The 23,204-nt window shown below is 71.9% G+C and carries 14 protein-coding genes; 7 read left to right on the top strand and 7 right to left on the bottom strand.

Annotation, left to right across the window (positions count from 1 at the left end):
- Positions 1 to 49: 49 nt before the first annotated feature.
- Genes OHB01_RS18890 through OHB01_RS18880 form a run of 3 tightly spaced genes read left to right on the top strand, consistent with a single transcriptional unit; the run spans position 50 to position 3,644 of the window.
- On the top strand, positions 50 to 673 hold the full coding sequence (locus OHB01_RS18890; RefSeq protein WP_240971679.1) for a DUF4956 domain-containing protein: 624 nt from the start codon (positions 50 to 52) through the stop codon (positions 671 to 673).
- Positions 670 to 1,500 carry a polyphosphate polymerase domain-containing protein gene (locus OHB01_RS18885; protein WP_142649334.1) on the top strand — a complete coding sequence of 277 codons (831 nt, stop codon included), beginning with the start codon at positions 670 to 672 and terminating at the stop codon, positions 1,498 to 1,500. The genes OHB01_RS18890 and OHB01_RS18885 overlap by 4 nt, the downstream gene beginning before the upstream one ends.
- Positions 1,491 to 3,644 carry a CotH kinase family protein gene (locus OHB01_RS18880; RefSeq protein WP_222709690.1) on the top strand — a complete coding sequence of 718 codons (2,154 nt, stop codon included), beginning with the start codon at positions 1,491 to 1,493 and terminating at the stop codon, positions 3,642 to 3,644. The genes OHB01_RS18885 and OHB01_RS18880 overlap by 10 nt, the downstream gene beginning before the upstream one ends.
- 187 nt (positions 3,645 to 3,831) lie before the next feature.
- Here OHB01_RS18880 and OHB01_RS18875 read toward each other — a convergent pair whose 3' ends face one another.
- The 7 genes from OHB01_RS18875 to OHB01_RS18845 form a co-directional block, all read right to left on the bottom strand.
- Positions 3,832 to 5,646: a PQQ-binding-like beta-propeller repeat protein gene (locus tag OHB01_RS18875; protein ID WP_328855764.1), complete on the bottom strand. Its 1,815-nt coding sequence runs from the start codon at positions 5,644 to 5,646 to the stop codon at positions 3,832 to 3,834.
- Positions 5,647 to 5,659: 13 nt separating this feature from the next.
- Positions 5,660 to 7,012: a hypothetical protein gene (locus OHB01_RS18870; RefSeq protein ID WP_168066175.1), complete on the bottom strand. Its 1,353-nt coding sequence runs from the start codon at positions 7,010 to 7,012 to the stop codon at positions 5,660 to 5,662.
- Positions 7,013 to 7,528: 516 nt separating this feature from the next.
- A complete protein-coding gene (locus OHB01_RS18865) occupies positions 7,529 to 8,623 on the bottom strand; it encodes a 2-oxo acid dehydrogenase subunit E2 (RefSeq protein ID WP_328855763.1) in 1,095 nt (364 codons plus the stop codon).
- Positions 8,616 to 9,611, bottom strand: coding sequence for an alpha-ketoacid dehydrogenase subunit beta (locus OHB01_RS18860; RefSeq protein ID WP_328855762.1), 996 nt, complete (start codon positions 9,609 to 9,611; stop codon positions 8,616 to 8,618). Before OHB01_RS18860 ends, OHB01_RS18865 begins: the two co-directional genes overlap by 8 nt.
- Entirely contained in the window at positions 9,596 to 10,543 is a 948-nt protein-coding gene (locus OHB01_RS18855; protein ID WP_142649329.1) for a thiamine pyrophosphate-dependent dehydrogenase E1 component subunit alpha, read from the bottom strand. Before OHB01_RS18855 ends, OHB01_RS18860 begins: the two co-directional genes overlap by 16 nt.
- Positions 10,540 to 12,027 (bottom strand): condensation domain-containing protein, encoded by a 1,488-nt coding sequence (locus tag OHB01_RS18850; protein ID WP_328855761.1) that lies wholly within the window; start codon positions 12,025 to 12,027, stop codon positions 10,540 to 10,542. The genes OHB01_RS18855 and OHB01_RS18850 overlap by 4 nt, the downstream gene beginning before the upstream one ends.
- The gene (locus OHB01_RS18845) at positions 12,024 to 13,448 is read right to left on the bottom strand and encodes a class I adenylate-forming enzyme family protein (RefSeq protein WP_260617371.1); all 1,425 of its coding nucleotides are present in this window, start codon (positions 13,446 to 13,448) and stop codon (positions 12,024 to 12,026) included. Before OHB01_RS18845 ends, OHB01_RS18850 begins: the two co-directional genes overlap by 4 nt.
- Positions 13,449 to 13,699: 251 nt before the next feature.
- On the opposite strand from OHB01_RS18845, the gene OHB01_RS18840 reads away from it, so the two are divergent.
- The 4 genes from OHB01_RS18840 to OHB01_RS18825 are packed head-to-tail and all read left to right on the top strand — an operon-like array spanning position 13,700 to position 23,128.
- Positions 13,700 to 19,705, top strand: coding sequence for a non-ribosomal peptide synthetase (locus OHB01_RS18840; RefSeq protein WP_328855760.1), 6,006 nt, complete (start codon positions 13,700 to 13,702; stop codon positions 19,703 to 19,705).
- Positions 19,702 to 19,947 (top strand): acyl carrier protein, encoded by a 246-nt coding sequence (locus tag OHB01_RS18835; protein ID WP_142649325.1) that lies wholly within the window; start codon positions 19,702 to 19,704, stop codon positions 19,945 to 19,947. Before OHB01_RS18840 ends, OHB01_RS18835 begins: the two co-directional genes overlap by 4 nt.
- Positions 19,944 to 21,290, top strand: a complete 1,347-nt coding sequence (locus OHB01_RS18830) for a condensation domain-containing protein (protein WP_142649324.1) — start codon at positions 19,944 to 19,946, stop codon at positions 21,288 to 21,290. The genes OHB01_RS18835 and OHB01_RS18830 overlap by 4 nt, the downstream gene beginning before the upstream one ends.
- Positions 21,287 to 23,128, top strand: coding sequence for a N,N-dimethylformamidase beta subunit family domain-containing protein (locus OHB01_RS18825; RefSeq protein ID WP_240971678.1), 1,842 nt, complete (start codon positions 21,287 to 21,289; stop codon positions 23,126 to 23,128). The genes OHB01_RS18830 and OHB01_RS18825 overlap by 4 nt, the downstream gene beginning before the upstream one ends.
- Positions 23,129 to 23,204: the final 76 nt, after the last annotated feature.

Here is a 23,204-nt window from a genome sequence, read left to right as displayed (position 1 = left end):
TTCCGCTCGGGATCCCGAAACTTTCTCTCTTTGTCCGAAAGTTTCAGCCATGCCTGGAGGAACGAACATGGTGGCGCAGCTCGTCCTGTTCGCGATCGACATCTGCGCGGTGGTGTTGCTCGTCTTCGGGCTCTATTTCCCACGGCACCGCCGGCGGGATCTGGTCGTCTCCTACCTTGGGGTCAACATCGGTGTCCTCGCCGTCGCGAGCGCGCTCAGCTCCAGCGACGTCGGCGCCGGGCTCGGGCTGGGAATGGCGCTGTTCGGCGTGCTGTCCATCATCCGGCTGCGCTCGACCGAGCTCGACCAGCACGAGGTCGCCTACTATTTCTCGGCCCTCGCCCTGGGCATCCTCGGCGCGGTGAGCACCTCCTCGGTGTGGCTCGGCGGCGGCATGATGGCGCTCATCGTCGCGGTGATGTTCCTCGGCGACCATCGGCGGCTGTTCCGGAACTACCGGCATCAGATCCTGGTGCTCGAATCGGCCTTCACCGATCATGTCGCGCTCGTCGCGCACCTGGAGCGGCTCCTCAATGCCCGGGTGCACGCCGTCACCGTCCAGCGGCTCGACCTGGTCAACGAGACCACCGTGGTCGACGTCCGGTACGCGCTGGCCGACCGGGCGCCGGCCACAGAACCCGAGGCGCCCGCGCCCGCCGGAGCGCACCGATGACCACGACGTCCATCGGACCGTCCCTGGCACGACTGACGCCCGTCGGGCTCGACGAGCTGGTCGACCGGGCCGCGTTGCAGACCAGGGTGGACCGCAAATATCTGGTCCCGGCAGAGGCGCTGCCCCACCTGCTGGAACGGCTCGTGCCGTACGCCCGGGCGCTGGACATCGACGGCGAGCGCACCTTCCGCTATCAGTCGGTGTATTTCGACACCCCGCAGCTGACCAGCTACCACAGCACGGCCTATCGCAGGCGACGGCGTTTCAAGGTGCGCACCCGCACCTATCTCGACTCCGCCCAATGCTGGCTGGAAGTAAAGATCAACGGCGCGCGGGGCAGCGTCACCAAGCACCGGTTGCCCTACGACCCCCGGGACCGCGACACGGTGGACCCCGGACGCGACTTCGTGAACGAGGCGCTCGCCCGCGAGTCGATGAGCGCCGCCGCCCAGAGCTCCCTCGACCCGGTCCTGGTGACCGAATATCAGCGCGCCACCCTGTTGCTGCCGGACACGGCGAGCCGCGTCACCCTCGACACCCGGCTCGCCTGGCGGCACGACGGCCACGCGCTGCGGCTGCCCGGCCTCGCCGTGGTCGAGACCAAGAGCGCCTCGGCCGCCACGCCGGTCGACCGCCTGCTGTGGCGGGCCGGGTTGCGACCCGCCCGCATCTCCAAGTACGCCACCGGTCTGGCCGCGCTCCGCCCCGACCTGCCCGACGCCCCATGGCGGCGGACGCTGCGCCGCCACTTCCACGGCACCGTGTCGCCGACGGACCCGGCGCCGGACATCTCCCACCGCCCCGAACAGGAGGCATCGTGCGTCTGACGCTCCGCAATACCGGCGTCACGGCGGCTCGCCGCGTCACAAGGACCGCGGTCGCCGCCGTGCTCCTCACCGGGCTCCTCGCCGGCCCCCTCAACGCGTACCCGTCGTCGGCCGGATCGGCCACCAGCACGGCTGCGACCTCAGCCGCCGCGGCCGCAGCGGCCGCAGCGGCGGACGACCTGACCGGCGACATCGCATTCTCCGTGCCGAGCCGCACCTTCCAGGGACAGATCTCGGTGTCGCTGAGCACCGCGATCAGCGGCGCGCAGATCCGCTACACCACCGACGGAAAGCCGCCCACCGCGCAGTCGGCGCTCTACGGTGGCCAGCCGCTGCAGTTCACCCGCACCACCCAGCTGCGCGCACAGGCGTTCGTCGGCGGCACGGCGTCCGGGAAGCCCGGAACGGCCATGTACGTCGCCACCTCCGTCACCACGGCCCACGACCTGCCGCTGGTCCTGATCGACTCGTACGGCAAGGGCAAGCCCGGCCGGGACTACCTCGACGCCGCGACCATGATCTTCGCCCCGGGCAGCGGCGCGACGACGTCGCTGAACGCGGCTCCGGCGGTCGCCACCCGCGCCGGCTTCCACCTGCGAGGGCAGTCGTCGGCCTCGTTCGAGAAGGCGCCCTATCGCCTGGAGTTCTGGGACAACGACAACGACGACGCCGACTATCCGGTGCTGGGGATGCCCGCCGACTCCGACTGGGTGCTGCGCGGGCCGTTCCCCGACAAGTCGCTGATCCGCGAGGCCCTGGTCTACGACCTCGGCAAGGAGATGGGGCTGCAGGTCCCCCGGTATCGGTTCGTGGAGCTCTACCTCAACACCGACTCCAATCCGGTGGGCGCCGACGACTACATGGGCGTCTACATGCTCGAGGAGACGATCAAGGACTCGAAGAACCGCCTCGACCTCAAGCAGCTCGACGAGGACGACACGACCCTTCCCAAGATCACGGGCGGGTACATCTGGAAGTTCGAGTGGATGGCCGCGGAGGAGCCGACGCTGCCGTGCAGCGGGTCGTCGTCCACCTGCTGGAGCTACCTCGAAGTCGTCGACCCCTCGCCGCTGCAGCCGCAGCAGAAGGACTGGCTGCGGGGCTACATCCAGGAATTCCACAACGTGCTGCACTCGCAGAACTTCGCCGACCCGGACACCGGCTATCGGGCGTACATCGACGTGGGCTCCTTCATCGACCAGATGATCATCTATGAGCTGAGCCGGAACATGGACGCGTACTACCGCAGCGCCTACTTCTACAAGGACCGGAACACCAAGATCTTCGCCGGGCCGCTGTGGGACTACGACCTCACGTTCGGCGTGGGCGGGTTCTTCCAGAACGACCAGACCTCGGGCTGGCAGTATCAGCAGCCCCGGCAGCCGATCGCCTTCGACTGGTTCACCCAGCTCCTGCGGGATCCGGCCTTCGTCGACCAGGTCAAGGCGCGCTGGCAGGAGCTGCGCCGCGGCGTGCTGTCCGACGCCGCGCTGCAGAGCAGGATCGACGCTCTCGCCCAGCCGCTGACCAACGCCGCGCAGCGCAACTTCCAGCGCTGGCCGAACCTCACGACGCGCACGATCGGCTTCTTCATCACCCCGACCGCGTCCACCTGGCAGGGGCAGGTGCAGTACCTGCGCGACTGGACGCTGCGCCGCGCGGCCTGGCTGGACTCGACGGCGGCATGGGGCGGTCCGGTCGCCTCGCCGAGCCCGAGCCCCTCCCCCAGCGTCTCGCCGAGCGCCTCTCCCAGCCCGTCGCCCAGCGTCTCACCGAGCGCCTCTCCCAGCCCGTCGCCCAGCGTCTCGCCGAGCCCGTCGCCCAGCCCCTCGCCGTCCGGCGGGGCGTCCGGCGCCTGCTCGGCGACGGTCCGGGTGGTGAGCTCCTGGCCCGGCGGCTTCCAGGGTGAGGTCACGGTGAGCGCGGGCAACGCGGCGATCAACGGCTGGACCGTGAAGTGGACCTGGCCCGGCGGACAGACCATCACCCAGCTGTGGGGAGGCCTGAACTCCGGCTCCGGCTCGGCCGTGACGGTGCGCAACGAGTCGTGGAACGGCTCGCTCGCGGCCAACACGACCACGACCTTCGGTTTCCTCGGCAACGGTTCGGCCGTCGCACCGACGGCCACCTGCACCAGCCCATGACCTGATGGCATCCGGCGGGGTCCCGTCCACCGGACGGGACCCCGCCGCGCACCGGCAGCACCGCAGGCGACAGGGCCGGATTGCCGGCGAGACCGCACAGGACGGAGTTCACCCGGACATACCGCCCTGCCGCGCGATCAGCCCGCTATGCGGGTTCCCGGCCGCAGCCATCCGGCACCGGCCCCGGTCAGCTCTCCTTGGTCTGGAGGTAGACGACCGCGTGCTTCACGGCGCCGACCGAAGTCCACGGCACGATGATGACGGCGCCGTCGCGCTCGAAGACCCGTGCGCCGTCTCCCTCGGTGCCGTACTTCTGCGGCAGCTCCGCCACCTGCGTCGCCTTGCCGGTCGCCGCGTCCAGGCGGACGAGCCGGGGAGGCAGGTCACGCCAGTCGCCGGCCTCCAGGGCGAGCAGGCCGTGGTCGTCGGCCCGGACGGGGTTCAGCATCGTGGGCTTGGTGCCGGACGACTCCCACACCTGCTTGCCGGTCTTGAGGTCGAAGGCGAGCGCCTTGTCACCCGATCGCGCCTTGTCCGGCACGTTCTCCGGGAAGGTCATGAGATAGAGGCGGTCGCCGTGCACGGCATAGCGGCGCTGCTCGAACAGCCCGTCCACGAACGCGACCGTGTTCATGGCGAGCATGTCCACCTTGCCGGTCGTGAACTCGCTGAGCTTGCCGCCTCGGTCGTCGAAGGCCGTGAAGGTGTTCTTGTCGCCCTCCTCCTGGCTGACGATCACCGGATCGGCCGACAGCACCCTGGCCATGAGCCTGAACTCGGCCGTCTTGTAGCGCCACAGGGGCGCGCCACTCTTCGGGTCGAGCGCCTGCACGAAGTTGCCCGACCCCTCGAAGGTGCAGTCGAGGAGCAGGGCCACCCGGGCCGCCGCCGCGTTCACGTCCTTGACGTGGCAGCCCTCGGGCAGCCGCGCCGTCCACTGCTTCGCGCCGTTCGACAGGTTGTAGCCGGACAGGACGTCGTTCGCGTACACCACGGCGACGTCGCCCGCGCTCATGATCCGGGGCACGATGAGCGAGTTGGCGATCCGGGACTTCTCGGCCGGGATCTTGGTCTTCCAGGTGATCTTTCCTGCCGCGGTGTCGACGCCGGCCAGGTGGTCGCACAACTGGTCGCTGCCGTACGCCACGGCGCCCTTGCCGTTCGCCAGGTCGGCGGTGGCACCGCAGAGCTGGTCACCGGGCGACGGGGCGCCCCAGGCGCGCTTGCCCGAGGCCAGGTCGTAGGCGAGCACCCCGTCTCGCTGCACCCGGATCACCGTCTTGTCGGTCAGCCAGCCCGCGAACGCGAGCCCCTGGGTGAAGTCCATGCTCTCGGCGCTCGCGAGCGGGACGGACCACTCCCCCACGCCCCCGCCGGAACCGCTGCCCGAGCCGCCGCGCGCGACGAACCAGGCGGTCCCCGCGCCCACCGCCAGCAGCACCACCAGCCCGAGCGCGACGAACAGCGTCGTCTTGCCCTTGCCGCCGGGTGCCTGCGGCTGTGCTTGTGGCTGCGACGGGAGCTGGGGCGCAAACCCCTGGGCCGGCTGTCCCGGAGCGCCATAGCCCTGGCCGGGATAGCCCCCCTGCTGACCTGTGTAACCCTGCTGACCCGTGTAACCCTGCTGACCGGGGTAGCCCTGCCCGCCCGGATACGCCTGCTGACCGGGGTAGCCCTGCTGCTGCGGCCAGGATTGCTGCGGGTACGGCGCGCCCGGGTAGCCCGGACCCCAGGACGTGCTCTGGCCGGGCGGTCCGTACGCCGGAGGGGCCGGGGCCTGCGGGCCGGGCCCGGTCTGCCCCGACGGCGCGGGCTGACCCCATTGCCCCTGGCCACCCTGTTGCCCATGAGCCGGTTGCCCGTATGCCGGCTGCCCGTATGCCGGCTGGCCGTACGCCGGCTGGCCGGGACCGTGGGGATACTGCGGCGGAGTGGGCGGCGGAGTGGGGAGCGGAGGCGGAGTGGGCCCGCCGTACGGGTTCTCGTCGTGCTGGTCCGTCATGCCTGTCCCCCGATCACGCGAGCTGGGCGCGGACGTAGCCCGCCCACTGCCGCTCGAAATCCGCCTTCGAGACGCCGAGCACCTGGAAGAGTGCGGCTTCGCTGTCGTCGCCCGGTGCCCGGTAAGCCGCGACCACGCCCTCGACCAGCTTCCGCTCGCCGTACTTCTGGGCGATGAACCGCATGGCCAGATGCCCCATGAGGTAGTTGACGCTGGTCATCTGCTTGAAGTCCCAGAGGGGATTGGTCGGCAGCTTCCCGTCGAACGGCATGGCGAGCCGTCCTGCCAGGTAGGCACGGCCCTCCGCGTACCGCCGGTTCTGCGTGATCGGCTGGTCGCGGCCTGCCACATACTCGGCGAAGCCCTCGGTGATCCAGTTCGCCCGGCCGAACAGGGCGAACTGCGCGCTGTCGAGCCCGGCGACGAGCGAGTGCGCGAGCTCGTGCTCGGAGATCTCCGTGATCCCCTGCTCGTCCTCGAAGAACGCGGACGTCGTGTCCATGACGACGCGGGTGCCGCCGATCTTCACGGTGTCGTTCGCGAGCCCCCAGCGCGGCATCGGGATCGAGACGCCGTCCTCGTTCGCCTTGGCCGTACGGAACAGCTTGCCGAGCTGGGTCTTCCCCTTGACCAGCGCCACCACGAAGCCGCTCGGCACGGCCGCGTTCGGATCGCCGTTCTTCTGCCAGAAGGCGAGGTCGCTCGTGGTGGCGGCGGAGACGGTCGGCGCGACGCGCCGGGCCATGGCGGCGTCCTCCGGCCTGGCGAGGACGAGGCTTGAGCCCGCCTTCTCCACCACGATGTCGGGCCAGATGTCCCATGGCCCGGGGAAGTACATGGTCTTCGACGCCTCGCCGCTGATCGTCGGCGGTGCGCCCTCCACCTTCGTCACGACCAGGGGCGCGTTCGGCGACGCCTTCTCGATGGTCCAGCGATACCACTCGGACACCGGACGCAGATCGATCCCGGCGAACCGGTGGACGAACGCGACGTCCTGCGTGAACTTCACGCCCCGCCCGAAACTGTCCTGAGCCCGGCCCTGGCGGCGCAGCACCTCGTAGGACTTCTCTGCCAGCGGCATCTTGCTCAGGTTGGCGAAGACTCTCGTCTGGTCGCGGATGAGCGCGGCGTTCTTCTGGTCGAAGATCGAGGTGAACGCCTTGGCATCGCCCGAGGCCAGCGCCTTGGTGTGCGCCTGGACCAGGTCGCGGATCTCGTCGTCCTTCACCACGACCGTGTTCGGGTCGGCGGCGGGATCACCGGTGGCATCGCCCGTGGCGTCGCCGCCGGAGCCGCCTCGCAGGACGAAGCCCACCCCCGCGCCCACCGCGACGACGAGGACGAGGGCCAGGATGCCGAGCGTCACCCACAGCCCGGTCTTGCTCCGGGGTCCGGGAGGCGGCGGAGGCGGAGGCCTCCACTGCTGTGGCGGAGCCTGCCACTGCTGCTGCTGTGGCGGAGGCCCGTACTGCCACTGCGGCGGCGCGGATGGTGGAGGTGGTGGAGGTGGTGGTGGAGATTGCGACTGCCACTGCGGCGGCGGCTGAGGCGGATACTGCTGATAACCAGGCCCCGTCGTCACTCTTGCCCCGTAAATGCTCAGAGTTATCGAAAGGCATAAAGCGTATCAGTGGCCAAGAAGCGGGCATCGGCGCTTCCCTCAACGCGCCACACCCCCGCCGAGATACTCTCTGACCAGGCGATTCGCATCTCTCGAACGAATGCTCCGAGCTCTCGCCGCCAATCCACGGCGACTGGAACGATCCATTACCGGTCACTTCGCAGTTCACTCCCTCTATCAGGCCTCGGGAATGCCGGAATAACGCCGATCCCGCCGATCGAAATCGTTGAAGATCAAACTTCCGGTCTTGATCGTTTAAGATCAGGCGAGCGCTTCGACCATGGTCTTGAGCGCGTTCAGGAAGAGGGCGGCGTCCCTGCCGTTGATCAGGCGGTGATCGTAGGCCAGGCCGACGTCGGCGAGGGTTCCGTCGCGCGGCCCGGGGACGGCGAGCGCGCAGACGGTGCCGGGATAGACGAACGGGATCGCCAGCACGACCCCGTGCTCGGTGTGCAGGGTGACGACGAAGTTGGCGCCGGACAGGTCGCCTTCCGTGAACTCGCCGGTGGTGGCGGCCAGCCGGTGCTTCATGAGGATGGTCGCGATGTCCTTCGTCGTACGGCTCGCCGCGTCGTGGACGACGGGGACGTACAGCCCCTCGCCGACGTCGACGGTGACGCCGATGTGGGGGACCTCGGACAGCAGCGCCCGGTCGGCGCCGTTCCCAGTGGCCTCGTCCACAGTGGCGAAGAACAACGGGAACCGCTCGTGCAGGCCCGCGACGGCCTGGACGAACACCTCCGCGAGCCCCACCGGGCGGCGGATCTCCCTCGTCGTGGCCCGCGCGTACTCCAGCGCCGGACCGAGATCCATGCGCACCACGGCGTACGCGGCGGGGATGGTCCGGCGGGACAGCTCGACGGACCTGGCCACGGCCCGCTGCACCCGCGAAAGCCGGTGCTCGCCACGGGTCTCGCCGCCGGAGGGTGCGGCGGCCAGGCGTTCGACGTCGGCCCGCCGCACGACGGCGACGCCGAGCGCCCTGACCCGGTCGAGGCCGATGCCGAGCTCGTCGATGAGCGCCTGCGCGGGAGCCGTGATGAGCGGCGCCGGCTCGTCGGCCGCGGCCTGCTGTTCCGCGGCCTGCGCGGCCGGGGCCGGAGCGTCGCGCTCGGGCGGGCCCGGAGCGTCGCCGATCGCGGCGATCACGTCGTCCGGGCGGCACCAGACTCCCGGCCGCAGCCGATGCCGCAACACCCCGGCGGCGCCCGCGGTGAGCTCCTCGGCGGCCTTGGACGTCTCCACCAGCGCGACCGCGTCGTCCTCCGCGACCTGCGCGCCGTCGGGGGCGAGCCACTCGACCAGGAGATATTCGGTGTCGTTGTTGTTCAGCTTCGGCACGCGGAGCTCAGCCACGCAGGGCCTCCCTGATCGCGCTGTGGATCGTGGACTCGTTCACGAGGGCCGCCCGTTCGAGGTGCGCGGCCGTGGGGATGACCCCGCCGGCGGAGTGAATCAGCGTGACCGGCTGGGCCAGCCGCCCCCAGTGCCTCCGGTGGACGACGTGGGCCACCTCGGCGCCCCATGTCCCCCCTGCGGTGCTCTCCTCGACGACGAACACCCGGCGCGCCGCCCGGATGTCCGCGTCGGCGTCATCCGGCAGGTCGAACGGATAGAGCCTGGACGGCACCAGCAGCGTGCAGGCGATCTCGTCCCCGACCAGCAGCGAGCGCATCGCGGCCAGCGTCCGGTGCGCCACCCCGCCGGGGGCGATGACCACGCAGTCGGGCGGGCCGTCGATGGACACCCTGGCCACGCCGCCGGAGACCGCCACCGAGAACGGCGGCTCCACGACACCCATCGGGCGCGTGTAGAGCACCTTGTCCTCGAAGAACACGCACGGCTCCGCCCGGGCGAACATCTCCTCGAACACGGCCAGGTTGTCGTGGAACGGCGACAGCTCATAGACGGCCAGGTTGGGGATGCCCACGAAGTGTTTCTGCAGGCTCTGGCTGTGGGTGGGCCCATAACCACGCCCGCCGCCGACCGGGCAGCGCACGACCATGCGCATCGGCAGGCGCGAGCCGTACATGGAGACCGATTTCGACGCGAAGTTGAGCAACTGGTCGAAGGCGAGCGCGGCGAAGTCGCCGAACATGATCTCCACGATCGCCAGGTCTCCCGACAGCGCGAGCCCGGCGGCGATGCCGGTGACGGCGTTCTCGCTGATCGGGGTCGACAGGACGCGGTCGGGGAAGCCGGTGGACAGCCCTCGGGTGATCTTGAAGGCGCCGCCGTACGGATCGGCGACGTCCTCTCCCAGCACGTAGAGGTCCGGCTCCCGGGCGAGCAGGGCGGCCAGCGCCGCGTTCAGGTTCTCCGCGACCCTCACGACCGCTCCCATCGCGCCGCCTCCCACTGGGACTGCCCCCGCGCCGTGACCTCGGCGGCGACCGCGTCGATGTGCGCGCGGGCCTCCGCGTCGAGCCTCCGGAAGCGGCCGGGGCAGGCCGCCGCGCACCGCGCGTACCAGTCCTGCTCGCGCAATGCCTGTACGGCCTGGGCGGGCCGGGTGTCGTCGCCCTTGCTGTGCGGCCCGAGGCGCCGGGTGACGAACTCGACCACGAGCGGTGTCGAGCGGGAGCGGACCCGCGCAACGAGAGGTTCGAGCGTGCGGCGGATCTCGGCGACGTCTGAGGTGCCGACCAGGTGGTGGTCGATGCCGAACGCCGCCGCCCGGCCCGCGATGCTCCCCGCCAGGTGCCGCGACGTGGGCGTCGACTGGGCGATGCCGTTGTTCTCGACCACGACGAGCAGCGGCAGCGCCCACAGGGACGCGATGTTCAGCGCCTCGTAGACCGCGCCCTCGCCGAACGTGCCGTCGCCGACGTACACGCAGGCGAGACGGCCGGGCTCGGCCCGCTTGAGGTGCAGCGCGACGCCCGTGGCGACGGGCAGGCTCTCGCCCTGCACACCTGTGGACAGGAACCGGTCTCTGCGGATGTGCTGGCTGCCGCCGACCCCGGCGCAGACGGCCCCCTCCCTGCCCATGATCTCCGCGAGCAGCCCGGCGGGGTCGCGGAAGCGTGCCAGGTAGTGTCCGTGCCCGCGGTGGTTGCTGAACACGTGGTCACGCGGGTCGAGCAGCGCCTCGATGGCGACCGGGATGTACTCCTGCCCGAGGCAGGTGTGGGTCGTGCCGTTGAGCAGGCCCCTGCCGTAGAGGTCGAGCAGCTTCAGCTCGAACGCCCGGATCATCAGCATGAGCGAGAGATCGGCGTCGTCCGGCGCTCGCGCGGGCGAGGCGTCCGGATCGGCCGTGGCGGGCCGCGTCATCCGCGGATCACCTGGAGCACACCGGCGATCGTCGGGTTGTCGAAGAAGTCGTCCAGGTCGACCTCCACACCCAGCCGCTTGCGCATGCGGGCGATGATCTGCGTGATGGTCAGCGAGTGGCCGCCGAGCTCGAAGATGTCGTCGTGCGGCTCGATCGGAGCGAGCTTGAGCACCTCCTCCCAGATGGCGCGGATCTCGGCCGCCAGCGGGTCGTCGAGATCCACGTCGGCGCCGCCGTCCTCCGGCGCCGCCTCCGCTGTCGAGGAGCTGGGGACGGGCCAGGCGACCACGGGCCCCCGGGTCGGCAGCATCTCCAGGGGCCGGGCGGGGTCCTGGGCGATCGCCGCCAGCACCGCCCGCAGGTCGTCGGCGAATCCGGCCGGGTCGGTCAGCTCGCCGGGGTCGTAACGCAGACTCGCGCTCATTCCCGTCGCCGGGTCGTCGCCCGTACGGACTGCGGGGTCGAGGACCTGGAGTTGCAGGGCCCCGCGCACCGCGTGGTTGAACGCCAGCCAGTCGACCTCGCCGAACCCTGCGGTCGCACCTGTGGTCAACGGGCCTCGGCGGTAGCTGACCGACACGGGAGCCAGCGCCGCGTGCGGCTTGAGCCCGGCGACCACCCTGGCCAGCGGGACCTCGCGATAGGCGTACAGGCTCCTGAGCTCGGCGCGCAGCGCGGCGGCGAACGTCACGAACGGCGCGTCGGCCGGCGGGCTGGAGAAGACCGGCAGCTCGTTGACGAAGGGGCCGATGTGTCCCTCCGCCTCGGCGGTGCGGGTCGACAGGTCGACCGCGGTGACGACGTCGGCGTTGCCGTACGACATGAGGAGCGCGTGCAGCGCCGCGAGCAGCACCTCGAACCTGGTCAGACCGGGCAGGGCGGGAACGTCGAGCGGGAACTCCAGCAGGCGTCCCGGACCGCCCCGGCGGGAGCGCAGCGCCCCTCCCGGCACGACCACCTCGCCCGGGTCGCGCCATCTGTCCGCCCAGAACGCGCGTGCCTCGCCGAGCAGGGCCGCCACCCGCTCCCGCTGCCCCTCCGCATAATCCAAGGGAGCGAGCGGCGGCGGCACGGCGCCGGTCGCGAAGGCGGCGAGATCGGCCACCAGGACGTCCTTGGACCCGCCGTCGAAGACCAGGTGGTGGGCGACGACCACGAGGGTGTCGCCGACGAGCGTGAAGCGGACGAGCGGGCCGTTCTCCAGGTCGAAGGGCCGCACGACGGCCTCCTCCACCGACTCGCCCGTCTCCAGCGACGGAAGCCGGGCGGCGGGCACCAGGTGGGGCACGCCGTCGTGCTCGCGCACGGCCCGGCCCAGCAGCGGATGCCGCTCGACCACCCGCGCGCACGCCGCGGCCAGCACGGCGGGATCGGGAGCCGACGAGCCGTCGAAGCGGATCACGATCGGCATGTGGTAGGCCGACCCCGCCCCCATCCGCTCGGTGACCCACATCCCATGCTGGGCGAACGAGACCTGCGTCATGGTGCGACCTCTCGGAGTGAGCGCTTGTCGACCTTGCCGCCGTTGTTGCGGGGCAGGGCGTCGAGGGTGATGAGCCGTACGGGAAGCTCGTGCGGGGCCAGCAGGTCCTTCAGGAAGATCCGCAGCTCCTCGTGAGCTACGGTCCCGACGACGGCGACCGCGACGGCCTTGCCGAGGGTGGGGTGCGGCACCCCGAAGGCGGCCGCCTCGACCACGCCGGGATGGCGGTGCACGGCCTCCTCTACGTGGATGGTGGACACCTTGTAGGCCCCCGACTTGATCACGTCGCTCTCGCGGTCGACCAGGTAGAGGTAGCCGTCGTCGTCGAGGTAGCCGAGGTCTCCCATGCGCACCCAGCCGCCGCGGAAGACCTCGCCGGTGGCGGCCTCGTCGCCGTAGTAGGCGCGGGTGGCGGCCGGCGACCGCATCCAGACCTCGCCGGTCGTGCCGGGCGGCAGCGCCCCGCCGTCCGCCGCGGCGATCCGCACGGCCCCGCCGGAGACCGGGCGGCCCACGCTCGACGGCCGCTCGGGATCGTAGATCATCACGGTCTGCGCGGGCGCGGCCTCGGTCGAGGTGTAGTAGTTCGTGATCGTCGCGTTGGGGAAGGCGGCGCAGAGATCGCCCGCGACCCGCGCGGGCAGCGGCGCCGCCGCCGAGCCGAGCAGCAGCACGCTCGACAGGTCGTGCCTGGCCTGCACCCCGGCGGCGAGCATCTCGATCGCCATGGCGGGCACCACGAAGACCGTGCCCGCCCGGTAGTGCTCGATCAGCGCGGCGAACCTGCCGGGCGTGAACCGCGGCAGCGTCACCACCTCGGGATGCGCGTCCACGGCGTTGACCAGCATCCACTGGCCGGCGTTGGTGCCGATGGGGAACGCGTGCGCGAGATGCCGTGAGTGGGTGAACGGCCTGCGGCGGCCCCCGCAACCGTGGGCCAGGTTCGCGTGGGTGGCGGCGACCCCCTTGGGCCGTCCCGTGGTGCCGGATGTGTAGAGGATCTGCGCCGGGTCGCCGGGCCCCACCGGTTCGAGGTCCCCGCATCCGCCGTCTCCGCCGCTCTCGGCTCCTTCGGCGTACGGCACCTCGCCCGGCCGCAGCACCGCCGTCGCGCCGCAGTGCGCGAGCATCGCGTCGACGTCGGCGGCGGCCAGGCGGTCCGAGAGCGGCACGGCGACCGCCCCCGCGTCGAGGACGCCGAAGAAGGCGACCGCGTAGTCCAGCCAGTCGCCGTTGCCGAACACGAGGCCGACCCGGTCGCCGCGCCCGATCCCCCGGCCGCGCAGCGCCCGGGCCACGCCGCGGGCCCGGTGCTCCCATTCGCCGAAGGTCAGCGAGCCCGCGCCGTGCACGGTCATCGCCACCCGGCCGGGATCGGCGGCGGCCCGCTCCCGGAGCAGGCCGGGAAGAGTCTTGCTCACGATCGGCTCCCGGAGTCGCCAGGTCGAGAATCGCCGGATCAGAGGCCGTGATCTATCCGACTTCTAATAAGAAAGTTTACTAATTAAACTCTTGCGCCAGTCTGACATGAGCCCGCCGAAAGGGGCAACCCCCCGAGTTCGAGACGCCGCCGGAGAAGCCTTGCGGGTGGCCGAAGATCCGTGGAACACTGCGGCCAACCCGCAAACTGTTAAGAAGCTTTCCAGAAGGCCACCTGCCCGGGGGTAGGCACGTGAAGACAGGTCCGCTGTCCCGTGGTCAGGAACGACTCTGGTTTCTGAACCAGCTCGATCCCGACGATCCCTCGTACAACACCGCCTACGCCTACCGGCTGCGCGGGGAGCTCGACATCCCGGCACTCGAAGCCGCCTTCACCGCGGTCGCCGCCAGGCACGACGCGCTGCGCACGCGCTTCGTGCAGGCCGGCGGGCGGCCGACGGCCGTCGTGGAGCCGCCCGGCCCGGTGACGATCGAGCAGGTCGCGGCGGGATCGGAGGACGAGGCCGCGCGGATCGTCCGCGCCCGCACCAACGCCGCGTTCGACCTCGCCGCGCGGCCGCCGTTCCGGGTCACGCTGGTGCGCCTCGGCCCGGCCGACCACGTGCTCTGCGTCGTGTTGCACCACATCAACGGCGACGGCTGGTCGCTCAACGTGCTGCGGAACGAGGTGGCAGACCACTACGCGGGACGGCCGCTTCCCGAGGCCCTCCCGCCCCAGTACGGCGACCACGTGCCGGGCCTCGACGACTCTGCCGATCTGGACTGGTGGGTGTCGCGGCTGGCCGGGGCGCCCGTCCTGGAGCTGCCCGCCGACCGGCCGCGCCCGGCGACGCGGAGCACGGCGGGTGGGGAGGTCCGTTTCCGCATCCCGCCCGAGCTGGCGGCACGAGTGGCGGAGGCGGCCAGGCAGGCGCGCTGCACGCCCTACATGCTGCTGCTCGCGGCCTACCAGGTGCTGCTCTCCCGGCACAGCGGCCAGACGGACTTCTGTGTGGGCACCCCCTCGGCAGGCCGCGACAGCACCGAGCTGGAGCAGATGATCGGCTATCTGTCGACCACCATGGTGCTCCGCTGCGACCTGTCCGGGGCGCCGAGCTTCGGCGACCTGCTCCGCCGCACCCGCCGGGCCGTCCTCGACAGGCTCGCCCATCGGGACGTGTCGTTCGAGCGGCTGATCGGCGTGCTCGGCGTGGAGCGCGACCCGAGCAGGACACCGCTGTTCCAGACCATGTTCGCGCTGCACACCCACGGCGACGTGGCCGATCCGGTGCCGGGCGTGGCCGCCGAGCCGTTCCCGCTCGGCTGGCACCCCGCGAGGGTCGACCTGTCGCTCGACCTGTTCGCGGAGGACGACGGCGGCGTGCTCGGCGTCGCCATCTACAGCGAGGAGCTCTTCGACCACGAGACGGTCGAGCTGATGACCGAGCGCTATCTCGTGCTGCTCGCCGCCGCGGTCGCGGACCCCACACTGCCCGTGGGACGGCTCGGCCTGCTCACCGGACGGGAGCGGGCCAGGCTCGCCGCGTGGAACGACACCACCGCCGAGCTGCCCGCGCTCACGCTGGTCGACCTGGTGCTCGACCGGGTGGCCGCCGCACCCGACGCGGTCGCGGTGGTCGCCGAAGACCGGGAGCTCACCTATCGCGAGCTGGCCGTACGGGCGGCGGGGCTGGCGGCGCGACTGCGCGGCCGGGGCGTCGGGCGCGGCAGCGTGGTCGCGGTGCGCATGTCGCGCGGCCCGGACATGATCGTGGCGCTGCTCGGCGTCGCCATGTCGGGTGCGGCCTACCTGCCGGTCGATCCCGACTATCCGGCGTCCCGCGTGGCGTACATGATCGAGGACTCGGGCGCGGCTCTCGTCCTCACCGACGCCGACCTCTTCTCAGACGAAGCGCCTGCCGACGTTCCCGGCAGACCCTCGCCGGACGACACCGCCTACGTGCTCTACACCTCCGGCTCGACGGGACGGCCGAAGGGCGTGGTGGTGCCCCACCGCGCGCTCACCAACTTCCTGCTCGCCATGCGCGACCTGGTCGGATCGACGCCCTCGGACGTCTGGCTCGCGCTCACCTCGCTGTCGTTCGACATCTCCGCGCTGGAGCTCTACCTGCCGCTGGTCACCGGCGGCCGGGTGGTCGTCGCCGGTGCGGAGACCGCACGCGACGGCGCGGCGCTCGCCCGGCTGATCGCGGACGCGGGCGTGACCCACGTGCAGGCCACGCCATCGGGCTGGCGGGTGCTGCTCGCGGGCGGCCTCCCGCCGGTGGTCGCCCTCGCCGGGGGCGAGCCGCTCCCGCTCGCGCTCGCCGCCGAGCTGCGGGCACGCGTGAGCAGGCTCGTCAACATGTACGGCCCGACCGAGACCACCATCTGGTCGACCGCCTGGGAGGTGCCCGAGCGGCCCGGACGGGTGACCATCGGCCGGCCGATCGCGAACACCACCGTCCATGTGGTCGACGCCGAAGGTGCTCAGGTGCCCATCGGCGTGCCCGGTGAGCTGCTGATCGGCGGCGCAGGCGTCGCGACCGGCTATCTCGGCCGTCCGGAGCTCACGGCGGAGCGGTTCGTACGGCACGGCTCGGAGCGCGTCTACCGCACCGGCGACGTCGTCAAGTGGCTGGCGGACGGCACGCTGGAGTTCCTCGGCCGCACGGACAACCAGGTCAAGCTGCGCGGGCACCGCGTCGAGCTGGGCGAGATCGAGGCCGTGCTCGAAGCGCATCCGGCCGTCCGCCAGGCGGTGGCCGCCGTACGCGACGACCTGCTCGTGGCCTTCATCGTCCCCGGCGGTGCTGGGCCACTTGATGACCTTCGGCGGCACGTCGCGGGGCAGCTCCCCGGCTACATGGTCCCGGCGACATTCGTGACGCTCGACGCGCTGCCGCTCACCCCGAACGGCAAGGTCGACAGGAAGGCCCTGCCACACCCACAGGCCGCCAAGCCGGCCGGGATGCCGCCGCGCACGGACGCCGAGCGGCTCGTGGCCGGGGTCTTCGCCGAGGTGCTCGGCGTCGAGAACGTCGGCGCGGACGACGACTTCTTCGCGCTCGGCGGTCACTCGCTGCTGGCCACCATGGTCACCGCCAGGCTGCCGGTGCGCATCCCGGTGCGCGAGCTGTTCACCCGCCCGACCGTCGCGGCGCTGGCCGAGCTGCTCGACGAGGCCCTCTCACGCGACCAGGATTGCGGCGACGGCCCGCGCCCCCGCCCGGCCGGAGAGCCCGCGCCGCTCTCCCCCGGCCAGGAACGGCTCTGGTTCCTGCACCGGCTCGACCCGGACGACGCGTCGTACGCCATGTGGATCGTGCGGCGGCTGCGCGGCCCGCTCGACGTGGCGGCACTCGAACGGGCCCTGGCCGCGCTGGTCGCCAGGCACGAGAGCCTGCGTACGCGGTTTCCCGAGGTCGACGGCGCCCCGGTCGCGGTGGTCGAGCCGCCGGGGCCGGTGCCCGTCGAGGCGATCTCGGCCACCGACGTCGCGCACGCGGAGGCGCTGGTCGCCGAGCGCACGAACGCGCCGTTCGACCTCGCCTCCCGGCCGCCGCTGCGCGCGACGCTGATCCGCCTCTCGCCCGACGACCACGTCTTGTGCGTGGTGCTCCACCACATGCTGGGCGACGGCTGGTCGCTGAACGTCATGCTGGACGAACTGGCCCGGCTCTACTCGGGCGAACGGCTCGATCCGCTGCCCCTTCAGTTCGGCGACGTCGCCCGATGGCAGCGCGAGCGCGACCAGGAGGAACTCGCCGCCTACTGGGGCGAGCGGCTGGCCGGCGCGGCCCCGCTCGACCTGCCGGCCGACCGGCCGCGCAGCTCACCGCCGATGAGGAAGGGCGGCTTCCACACGTTCCGGCTGCCGGCCGAGGACGTGGCGCGGCTGGCCGAGCAGGGCAGGGAACACGGCGCGACGCTGTTCATGACCCTGCTGACCGCCTACCGGGCGGTGCTCGCCGCGCAGAGCGGGCAGCGCGACGTCACGATCGCCACCGTCGCCTCCGGCAGAGACCGGGTCGAGTTCGAGCGCGTGGTCGGCTACTTCGCCGACGTCCTGCTGATCCGCACCTCGCCAGATCACACGGACCGGCCTTCGAGTTTCGGGGAGTCGCTGGAGCGCACCCGCGACGCGGCCCTGTCGGCGTTCGAGCATCAGGGCGTCCCGTTCGAACGGCTGCGCGTGCCCGCCTTCCAGACGATGGCGATCCTGCACAACCAGGACACCGGCGCCGCACCGGCCGCCTTCTCCGGGCTGGTGACCGAGCCGTTCGCGCACGGCTTCGAACAGGTCAAGTTCGACCTGATGCTGGAGGCGTGGCAGGACGAGCGCGAGCTGCTCGTCGTGCTCTCCTACGACGCCGCGCTGTTCGACCCCGGCACCATCGAGGCGATGGCGGCCCGGCTTGAGCGGGTGCTGCGGCAGGACTTCGCCGCGCCCCCGGAGCTGGTCACCCCGGCCGAGGAGTCCCGCCTGCTGGAGATCGGCCGCGGGCCCGAGGTCATCCCTGAGCCGTACGTCCCCGAGCTGGTGGCCGCGGCCGTACGCGCCCACCGGGACTCGTGCGCGGTGGGCGACCTGACCTACGGCGAGCTGGACGCGCGCGCCGCAGAGCTGGCCGCGCTGCTGCAGGCGCGCGGCGTCGGCCCGGGTGACGTCGTGGGCGTCCTCCTCGGCCGTACGCCCGACTCCGTCGCCGCGCTGCTCGCGGTGTGGCGGGCCGGGGCGGCCTACCTTCCGCTCGACCCCGCCCTTCCGGGCGAGCGGCTGGCGTTCATGCTCGGCGACAGCGCCGCCGCGCTCGTCCTGACCTCCGCCGACCTGGCCGCCGACGTGGCTGGGGGGCTGCCGCCGGGCGTCCCGGTGGCGTACGCGTCGGACGCGGTCGCCGGGAGCACGCCGCTGCCCGTGCCGGTCACGGGCGACGCCGCGGCGTACGTGATCTACACGTCCGGATCGACCGGGACGCCGAAGGGCGTGGTCGTGGAGCACCGCAACCTCGCGGCCAGGGTCGCCTGGATGGCCGGGGAGTATGGCCTGGGGCCGGATGACACGGTCGTGCAGTTCGCCTCGCTCGCCTTCGACACGCACGCCGAGGAGATCTATCCGGCGCTGGCCTCGGGCGCCCGCCTGGCGCTCCTGCCGGACGGCGCGGTGACGCTCCCCGATCATCTCGACGGCGTCACCGTGCTGGACCTGCCGACCGCCTACTGGCACCACCTGGTCGACCAGATCGAGTCGATCGCCTGGCCGCCGGGGCTGCGGCTGGTCATCCTGGGCGGGGAGCAGGTGCACGAGGCCGCGGTGACCCGTTGGCGTGAGCGGTTCGGCGACCGGGTGCGGCTGGTCAACACCTACGGCCCGACAGAGGCGACGATCATCGCCACGCTCGCCGAGCTGGACGGCTCCCCCGGGCGTCCGCCGATCGGCAGGCCCATCGGGGACACTCATGTGTACGTGATCGACCCCGACGGGCGGCTCGCTCCCCCCGGCGCCGCCGGTGAGCTGTGCATCGGCGGGGCGGGCGTGGCCCGGGGCTACCTGGGCCGTCCCGAGCCGACCACCGAGCGGTTCACCGACCTGCACGGCGAGCGCGTCTACCGCACCGGAGATCGGGTGCGGTGGCGGCCCGACGGGCAGCTCGAGTTCCTGGGCCGGTTGGACGACCAGGTGAAGGTGCGCGGGTTCCGCATCGAGCCGGCCGAGATCGAGGCGCGCCTGCTGGCCCATCCCGAGGTGGGCGAGGCCGCGGTCGTCGCGATCGGCGACACGCTGGTCGGCTACGTCACCGGATCCGCCGGCTTCACCGAGCTGGCGGAGTTCACCGGCGCGGCGCTGCCGCCGCACATGGTGCCGACCTCCTGGGTGCGGCTCGACCGGCTGCCGCTGACGCCGGGCGGCAAGGTGGACCGGGCCGCGCTGCCCGCCCCGCAGGCCCACCGGGAGGCGTACGTCGCGCCCGGCACCGACGCCGAGGAACTGGTGGCCGAGGTCTTCGGCGACGTGCTCGGGGTCGAGAAGGCCGGGGTGCACGACGACTTCTTCGCGCTCGGCGGCCACTCGCTGCTCGCCGTACGGATCGTCTCGCGGCTGCGCGGCACGACCGGCCTTGAGCTGCCGATCCGCACGCTGTTCACCCATCCCACGGTCGGTGGGCTGGCCCGGGCGATCGAGGACCTCCTGATCGCCGAGCTCGACGAGATGTCGGACGAGGAGGCGGAACGCCTCGCCAAGGAGCTGGAATGATCAAGGAAAGGCTCGCGGAACTCGTCGCGGAGTCGTCCGACGGCGCCGTCACCGCCGATGAGGTGCTGGCCGCGACCGTGCCGCTGTCGGCCCTGGGCGTCACGTCGATCTCGATGCTGCGGCTGATCGACGCGATCGAGTCGGAGTTCGGCGTGGAGTTCGACCTGAGCGACGACGGCATGGGCCTGCTGGACGATTTCGACCGGCTGTCCGCGCACCTGGCGTCCACGGCATCCCGATGAACGTCACCGGCCCGACGCCGTACGTCGAGTTCGCCGGACCGGGACCTTTGACCGGACCGCCGACGGCGCCGTTGACCTGGGGCCAGCGGGCCATCTGGGAGGCGATCGTGCGGACGGCCCCCGACGACCGCTACTTCAACTTCGGCCGCGTGCTGAAGGTGCCGGGCTCCCGCACCGTGGCCGAGGTGTGCGCGGCGCTGGCCGCCCTGATGGCGCGGCACGGTGCTCTGCGTACCCGGATGAGCGGCGCACTTCGCACGACGATGAGCGACGCGTTCCGGGCAACACCCGCGGAGCCCTACCAGCGGCTGGCGGAGAAGGGCCGGCTGCCGGTCGTGGTCACCACCGAAGATCCCGACCGGGTGCTGGACGAGCTGGCGGCGCGGCCGTTCGACTATTTCGGCGAATGGCCGGTGCGGGTGGCGCTGGTGCTCGACGGCGATCGGGTCGCCCACGTGGTGCTGGTCTTCTGCCATCTGGCCGCCGACGGGCTCGGCGCGGAGGTCGCACTGCGCGACCTGCGCATGTTCCTGCTCCGAGGCCCCGGCGTACGACGGCCCGCGGCTTCGCAGCCGCTCGACCTCGCGCACTGGCAGGCCGGTCCCGAGGGACGGCGGGCGGCGGAGACGGCGGCGGCGCACTGGGAGCGCGAATATCGGCGTATTCCACCGACGATGTTTTCCTCCCCGAGCGGATCTCCGGCCGAGCCGCCCATCTGGCGTGCGCTGCTGCGCTCCCCCGCCCTTGAGCTCGCCGTCCGCTCGGTCGCCGCCGAGCACGCCGCCTCGACCTCGACCGTGCTGCTGACGGCCGTGACCGAGCTGGTCGGCAGGTTCACCGGCCACGAGACGTGCGCGGTGCTGCCGATCTCGGCCAACCGGTTCCGCCGCGACACCACGGACATCGTCGCCACGATGTCGCAGGAGGGGCTGTTCACGCTCGACCGCCGGGAGGCGTCCTTCACCGGCCTGCTGCGGGCCGCCGGGCCGGCCGCGCTGCGCGCCTACCGCAGCGCCTACCACGACCCGGCCGACCGCAACCGGATCACCGCCTCCGTGAGCGCCGAGCGTGGTGAGCCGATCCACCCCTACTGCTGCTTCAACGACATGCGCTTCGCCGACCCGGGACCCGCCCGGTGCGACCCGGCCGAGATCACGGCCGCGCTGGCCCGGACGTCGGTGACCTGGCCGATGAGCCAGGACAAGCTCAACTGCCGGTTCTGCGTCCACCTCACGACCGAGGGCGTCTCGCTCACCGCCGACACCCGCTATCTGTCCCGGCCCGATATGGAGCGTTGTCTCCTGGAACTCGAAGCCCTCGTCGTCGAAGCGGCCCTGCGATGACCAGTCCGATGACCGTACGCGCCTATGCCATGTCGACGTCCTGCGTGCAGGGGACATCGCTCGGCTTCGTCCTCGACCACCCGGCGCCCGTGGTGGTGACCGACGCCACCGACGACCGGGTGGTCTTCGAGGGAACCGCCTCCGCGCCCCACTGGGAGCTCGACATCCCCTCCGGCTGGCGCAGCTCGCTCTATCGGGCCCGCTTCGGCCCCGAGCAGCCGTGGCCGTTCGGGCTGCCGGGGACCACGCCGTGCCCGGACAACGAGGTCTACTTCGTGGTGCGGCAGGCCGTGCCCGGCTCGCCGGTGCTGCTGAGCGTCCCCTTCACCACCTGGCAGGCGTACAACAGGGCGGGGGAACCGGGGCAGAGCATCTACTGGACCGAGTCGCCCACGCGGGCCGCGCGGGTGACCTTCGACCGGCCCGGCGGCGGGCCTCCTCCCGAACGCTGGGAGGAGGGGCTGATGCGGTGGCTGCGCCGCGGCGGCTACGACGTCGCCTACTGCTCCAACCTGGACCTCCATGACGGCCTCGATCTTCTGTCCCGCCATCGGCTGCTGATCGTCAACGGGCACGACGAGTATTGGTCGCTCGGGATGCGCGACGCCGTCGAGGAGTTCGTGAGGCGCGGCGGCAACGTTGCCTTCTTTTCCGGCAACACGTGCTGGTGGCAGATCAGGCTCGAAGACGGCGGCCGCACCATGGTGTGCCACCGCGACCCGGTGACCGACCCCATCGCCGCCACCGATCCCCGGCAGACGACCGTCGAGTGGTCGGCCGCGCCGGTGAACCGGCCGGAGAACACGCTGACCGGGGTGAGCTTCCGCGCGGGCGCCGGAGCCTGGGGGCCGCACATGCCGCGCATGCTGGAAGAGTCGTACACCACGCGTTTCGCGGCGCACTGGGTGTTCGAGGGGACGGGGCTGACCGACGGCGACAAGTTCGGCGAGGGCTGCCTGGGCTACGAGACCGACGCCGCGGAGTTCGAGGAGGTCGGCGGGGTGCCCCGGGCGACCGGCAGGGACGGCACGCCCTCGTCGTTCGTCGTCCTCGCCACCGCCGACCTGCGGCACTGGAGCGCGTACGGCCAGGGCGGCATGGCGACCATGGGCGTGTTCACCAGCGGTCTCGGCACGGTCTTCACCGCGGCCACGGTGAACTGGGGCAACGGCCTGCACGATCCCGTCGTCGACCGGATCACCCGCAACGTGGTCGACCGGCTGTCGGCCGCTCCCGGCGAGGAGCGCTGGGACGTCATCGGCCCGCCGGCCGACCTGCGGGCGCTCGCGGTGCTCGGCCGCACGCTGCACGCGGTGAGCGCGGACGGCACGCTGCTGGCCCGGGAGTTGTGCGGCCAGAACCTGCCCTGGCGGCCCGTCGGCCCCGCCGACGACGTACGCGCCCTCGCCGTCCCGCGCGAGGCCGCGGGCGGCGTCGCCGTCGGCCTGTACGGCGTCACGCACGACGGGCGGCTGCTGCGCCACGACGAGCCGGGATGGCAGGAGGCCGGCCCCGCGCCCGGGTCCGCCGTGGGCCTGGCCGTGGCCGACTGCACCTTCTGGGTCGCCACGTCCTGCGGCGGGTTGTGGCGGCGGCCGTTCGGCGGCGACGGCTGGGAGCACGTGGGCTCGTCGGGAGGCGCCGTCGCCCTCGGCGGGATGAACGGCAGGCTCTTCGCCCTCGACTCCGAGGGCCGTCTGCTGACCCGGCTTCCCCCGCCTTCCGCGAGCGACTGGGAGTGCCACGCGGAGGCGGTGCCGGGCACCATGTTCACCACCCACGCCGGGCTCGTCGTCGCCGCCGGACCCGGCACTCCCCTGCGCTGGCGACACGTCTGATCGGAAGATTGCGCCCCCAACGGTCCGCTGAGCGGACCGGGACGTCGCTTCGCCGGCCGCCCCGGATCAGGATGTG

The sequence above is a fragment of the Microbispora hainanensis genome, from assembly GCF_036186745.1.
Taxonomy (GTDB): Bacteria; Actinomycetota; Actinomycetes; order Streptosporangiales; family Streptosporangiaceae; genus Microbispora.
Note: the sequence above shows the minus strand (reverse complement) of the source record. Positions and strands in the feature narration are given on the sequence as shown.

Excerpts from the sequence above, each read along its gene's own strand:
- OHB01_RS18890 (WP_240971679.1), top strand. The coding sequence starts at position 50 with ATGCCTGGAGGAACGAACATGGTGGCGCAGCTCGTCCTGTTCGCGATC.
- OHB01_RS18825 (WP_240971678.1), top strand. The coding sequence starts at position 21,287 with ATGACCAGTCCGATGACCGTACGCGCCTATGCCATGTCGACGTCCTGC.
- OHB01_RS18855 (WP_142649329.1), bottom strand. The coding sequence starts at position 10,543 with ATGACGCGGCCCGCCACGGCCGATCCGGACGCCTCGCCCGCGCGAGCG.
- OHB01_RS18830 (WP_142649324.1), top strand. The coding sequence starts at position 19,944 with ATGAACGTCACCGGCCCGACGCCGTACGTCGAGTTCGCCGGACCGGGA.
- OHB01_RS18850 (WP_328855761.1), bottom strand. The coding sequence starts at position 12,027 with ATGACGCAGGTCTCGTTCGCCCAGCATGGGATGTGGGTCACCGAGCGG.
- OHB01_RS18835 (WP_142649325.1), top strand. The coding sequence starts at position 19,702 with ATGATCAAGGAAAGGCTCGCGGAACTCGTCGCGGAGTCGTCCGACGGC.
- OHB01_RS18860 (WP_328855762.1), bottom strand. The coding sequence starts at position 9,611 with ATGGGAGCGGTCGTGAGGGTCGCGGAGAACCTGAACGCGGCGCTGGCC.
- OHB01_RS18875 (WP_328855764.1), bottom strand. The coding sequence starts at position 5,646 with ATGACGGACCAGCACGACGAGAACCCGTACGGCGGGCCCACTCCGCCT.
- OHB01_RS18885 (WP_142649334.1), top strand. The coding sequence starts at position 670 with ATGACCACGACGTCCATCGGACCGTCCCTGGCACGACTGACGCCCGTC.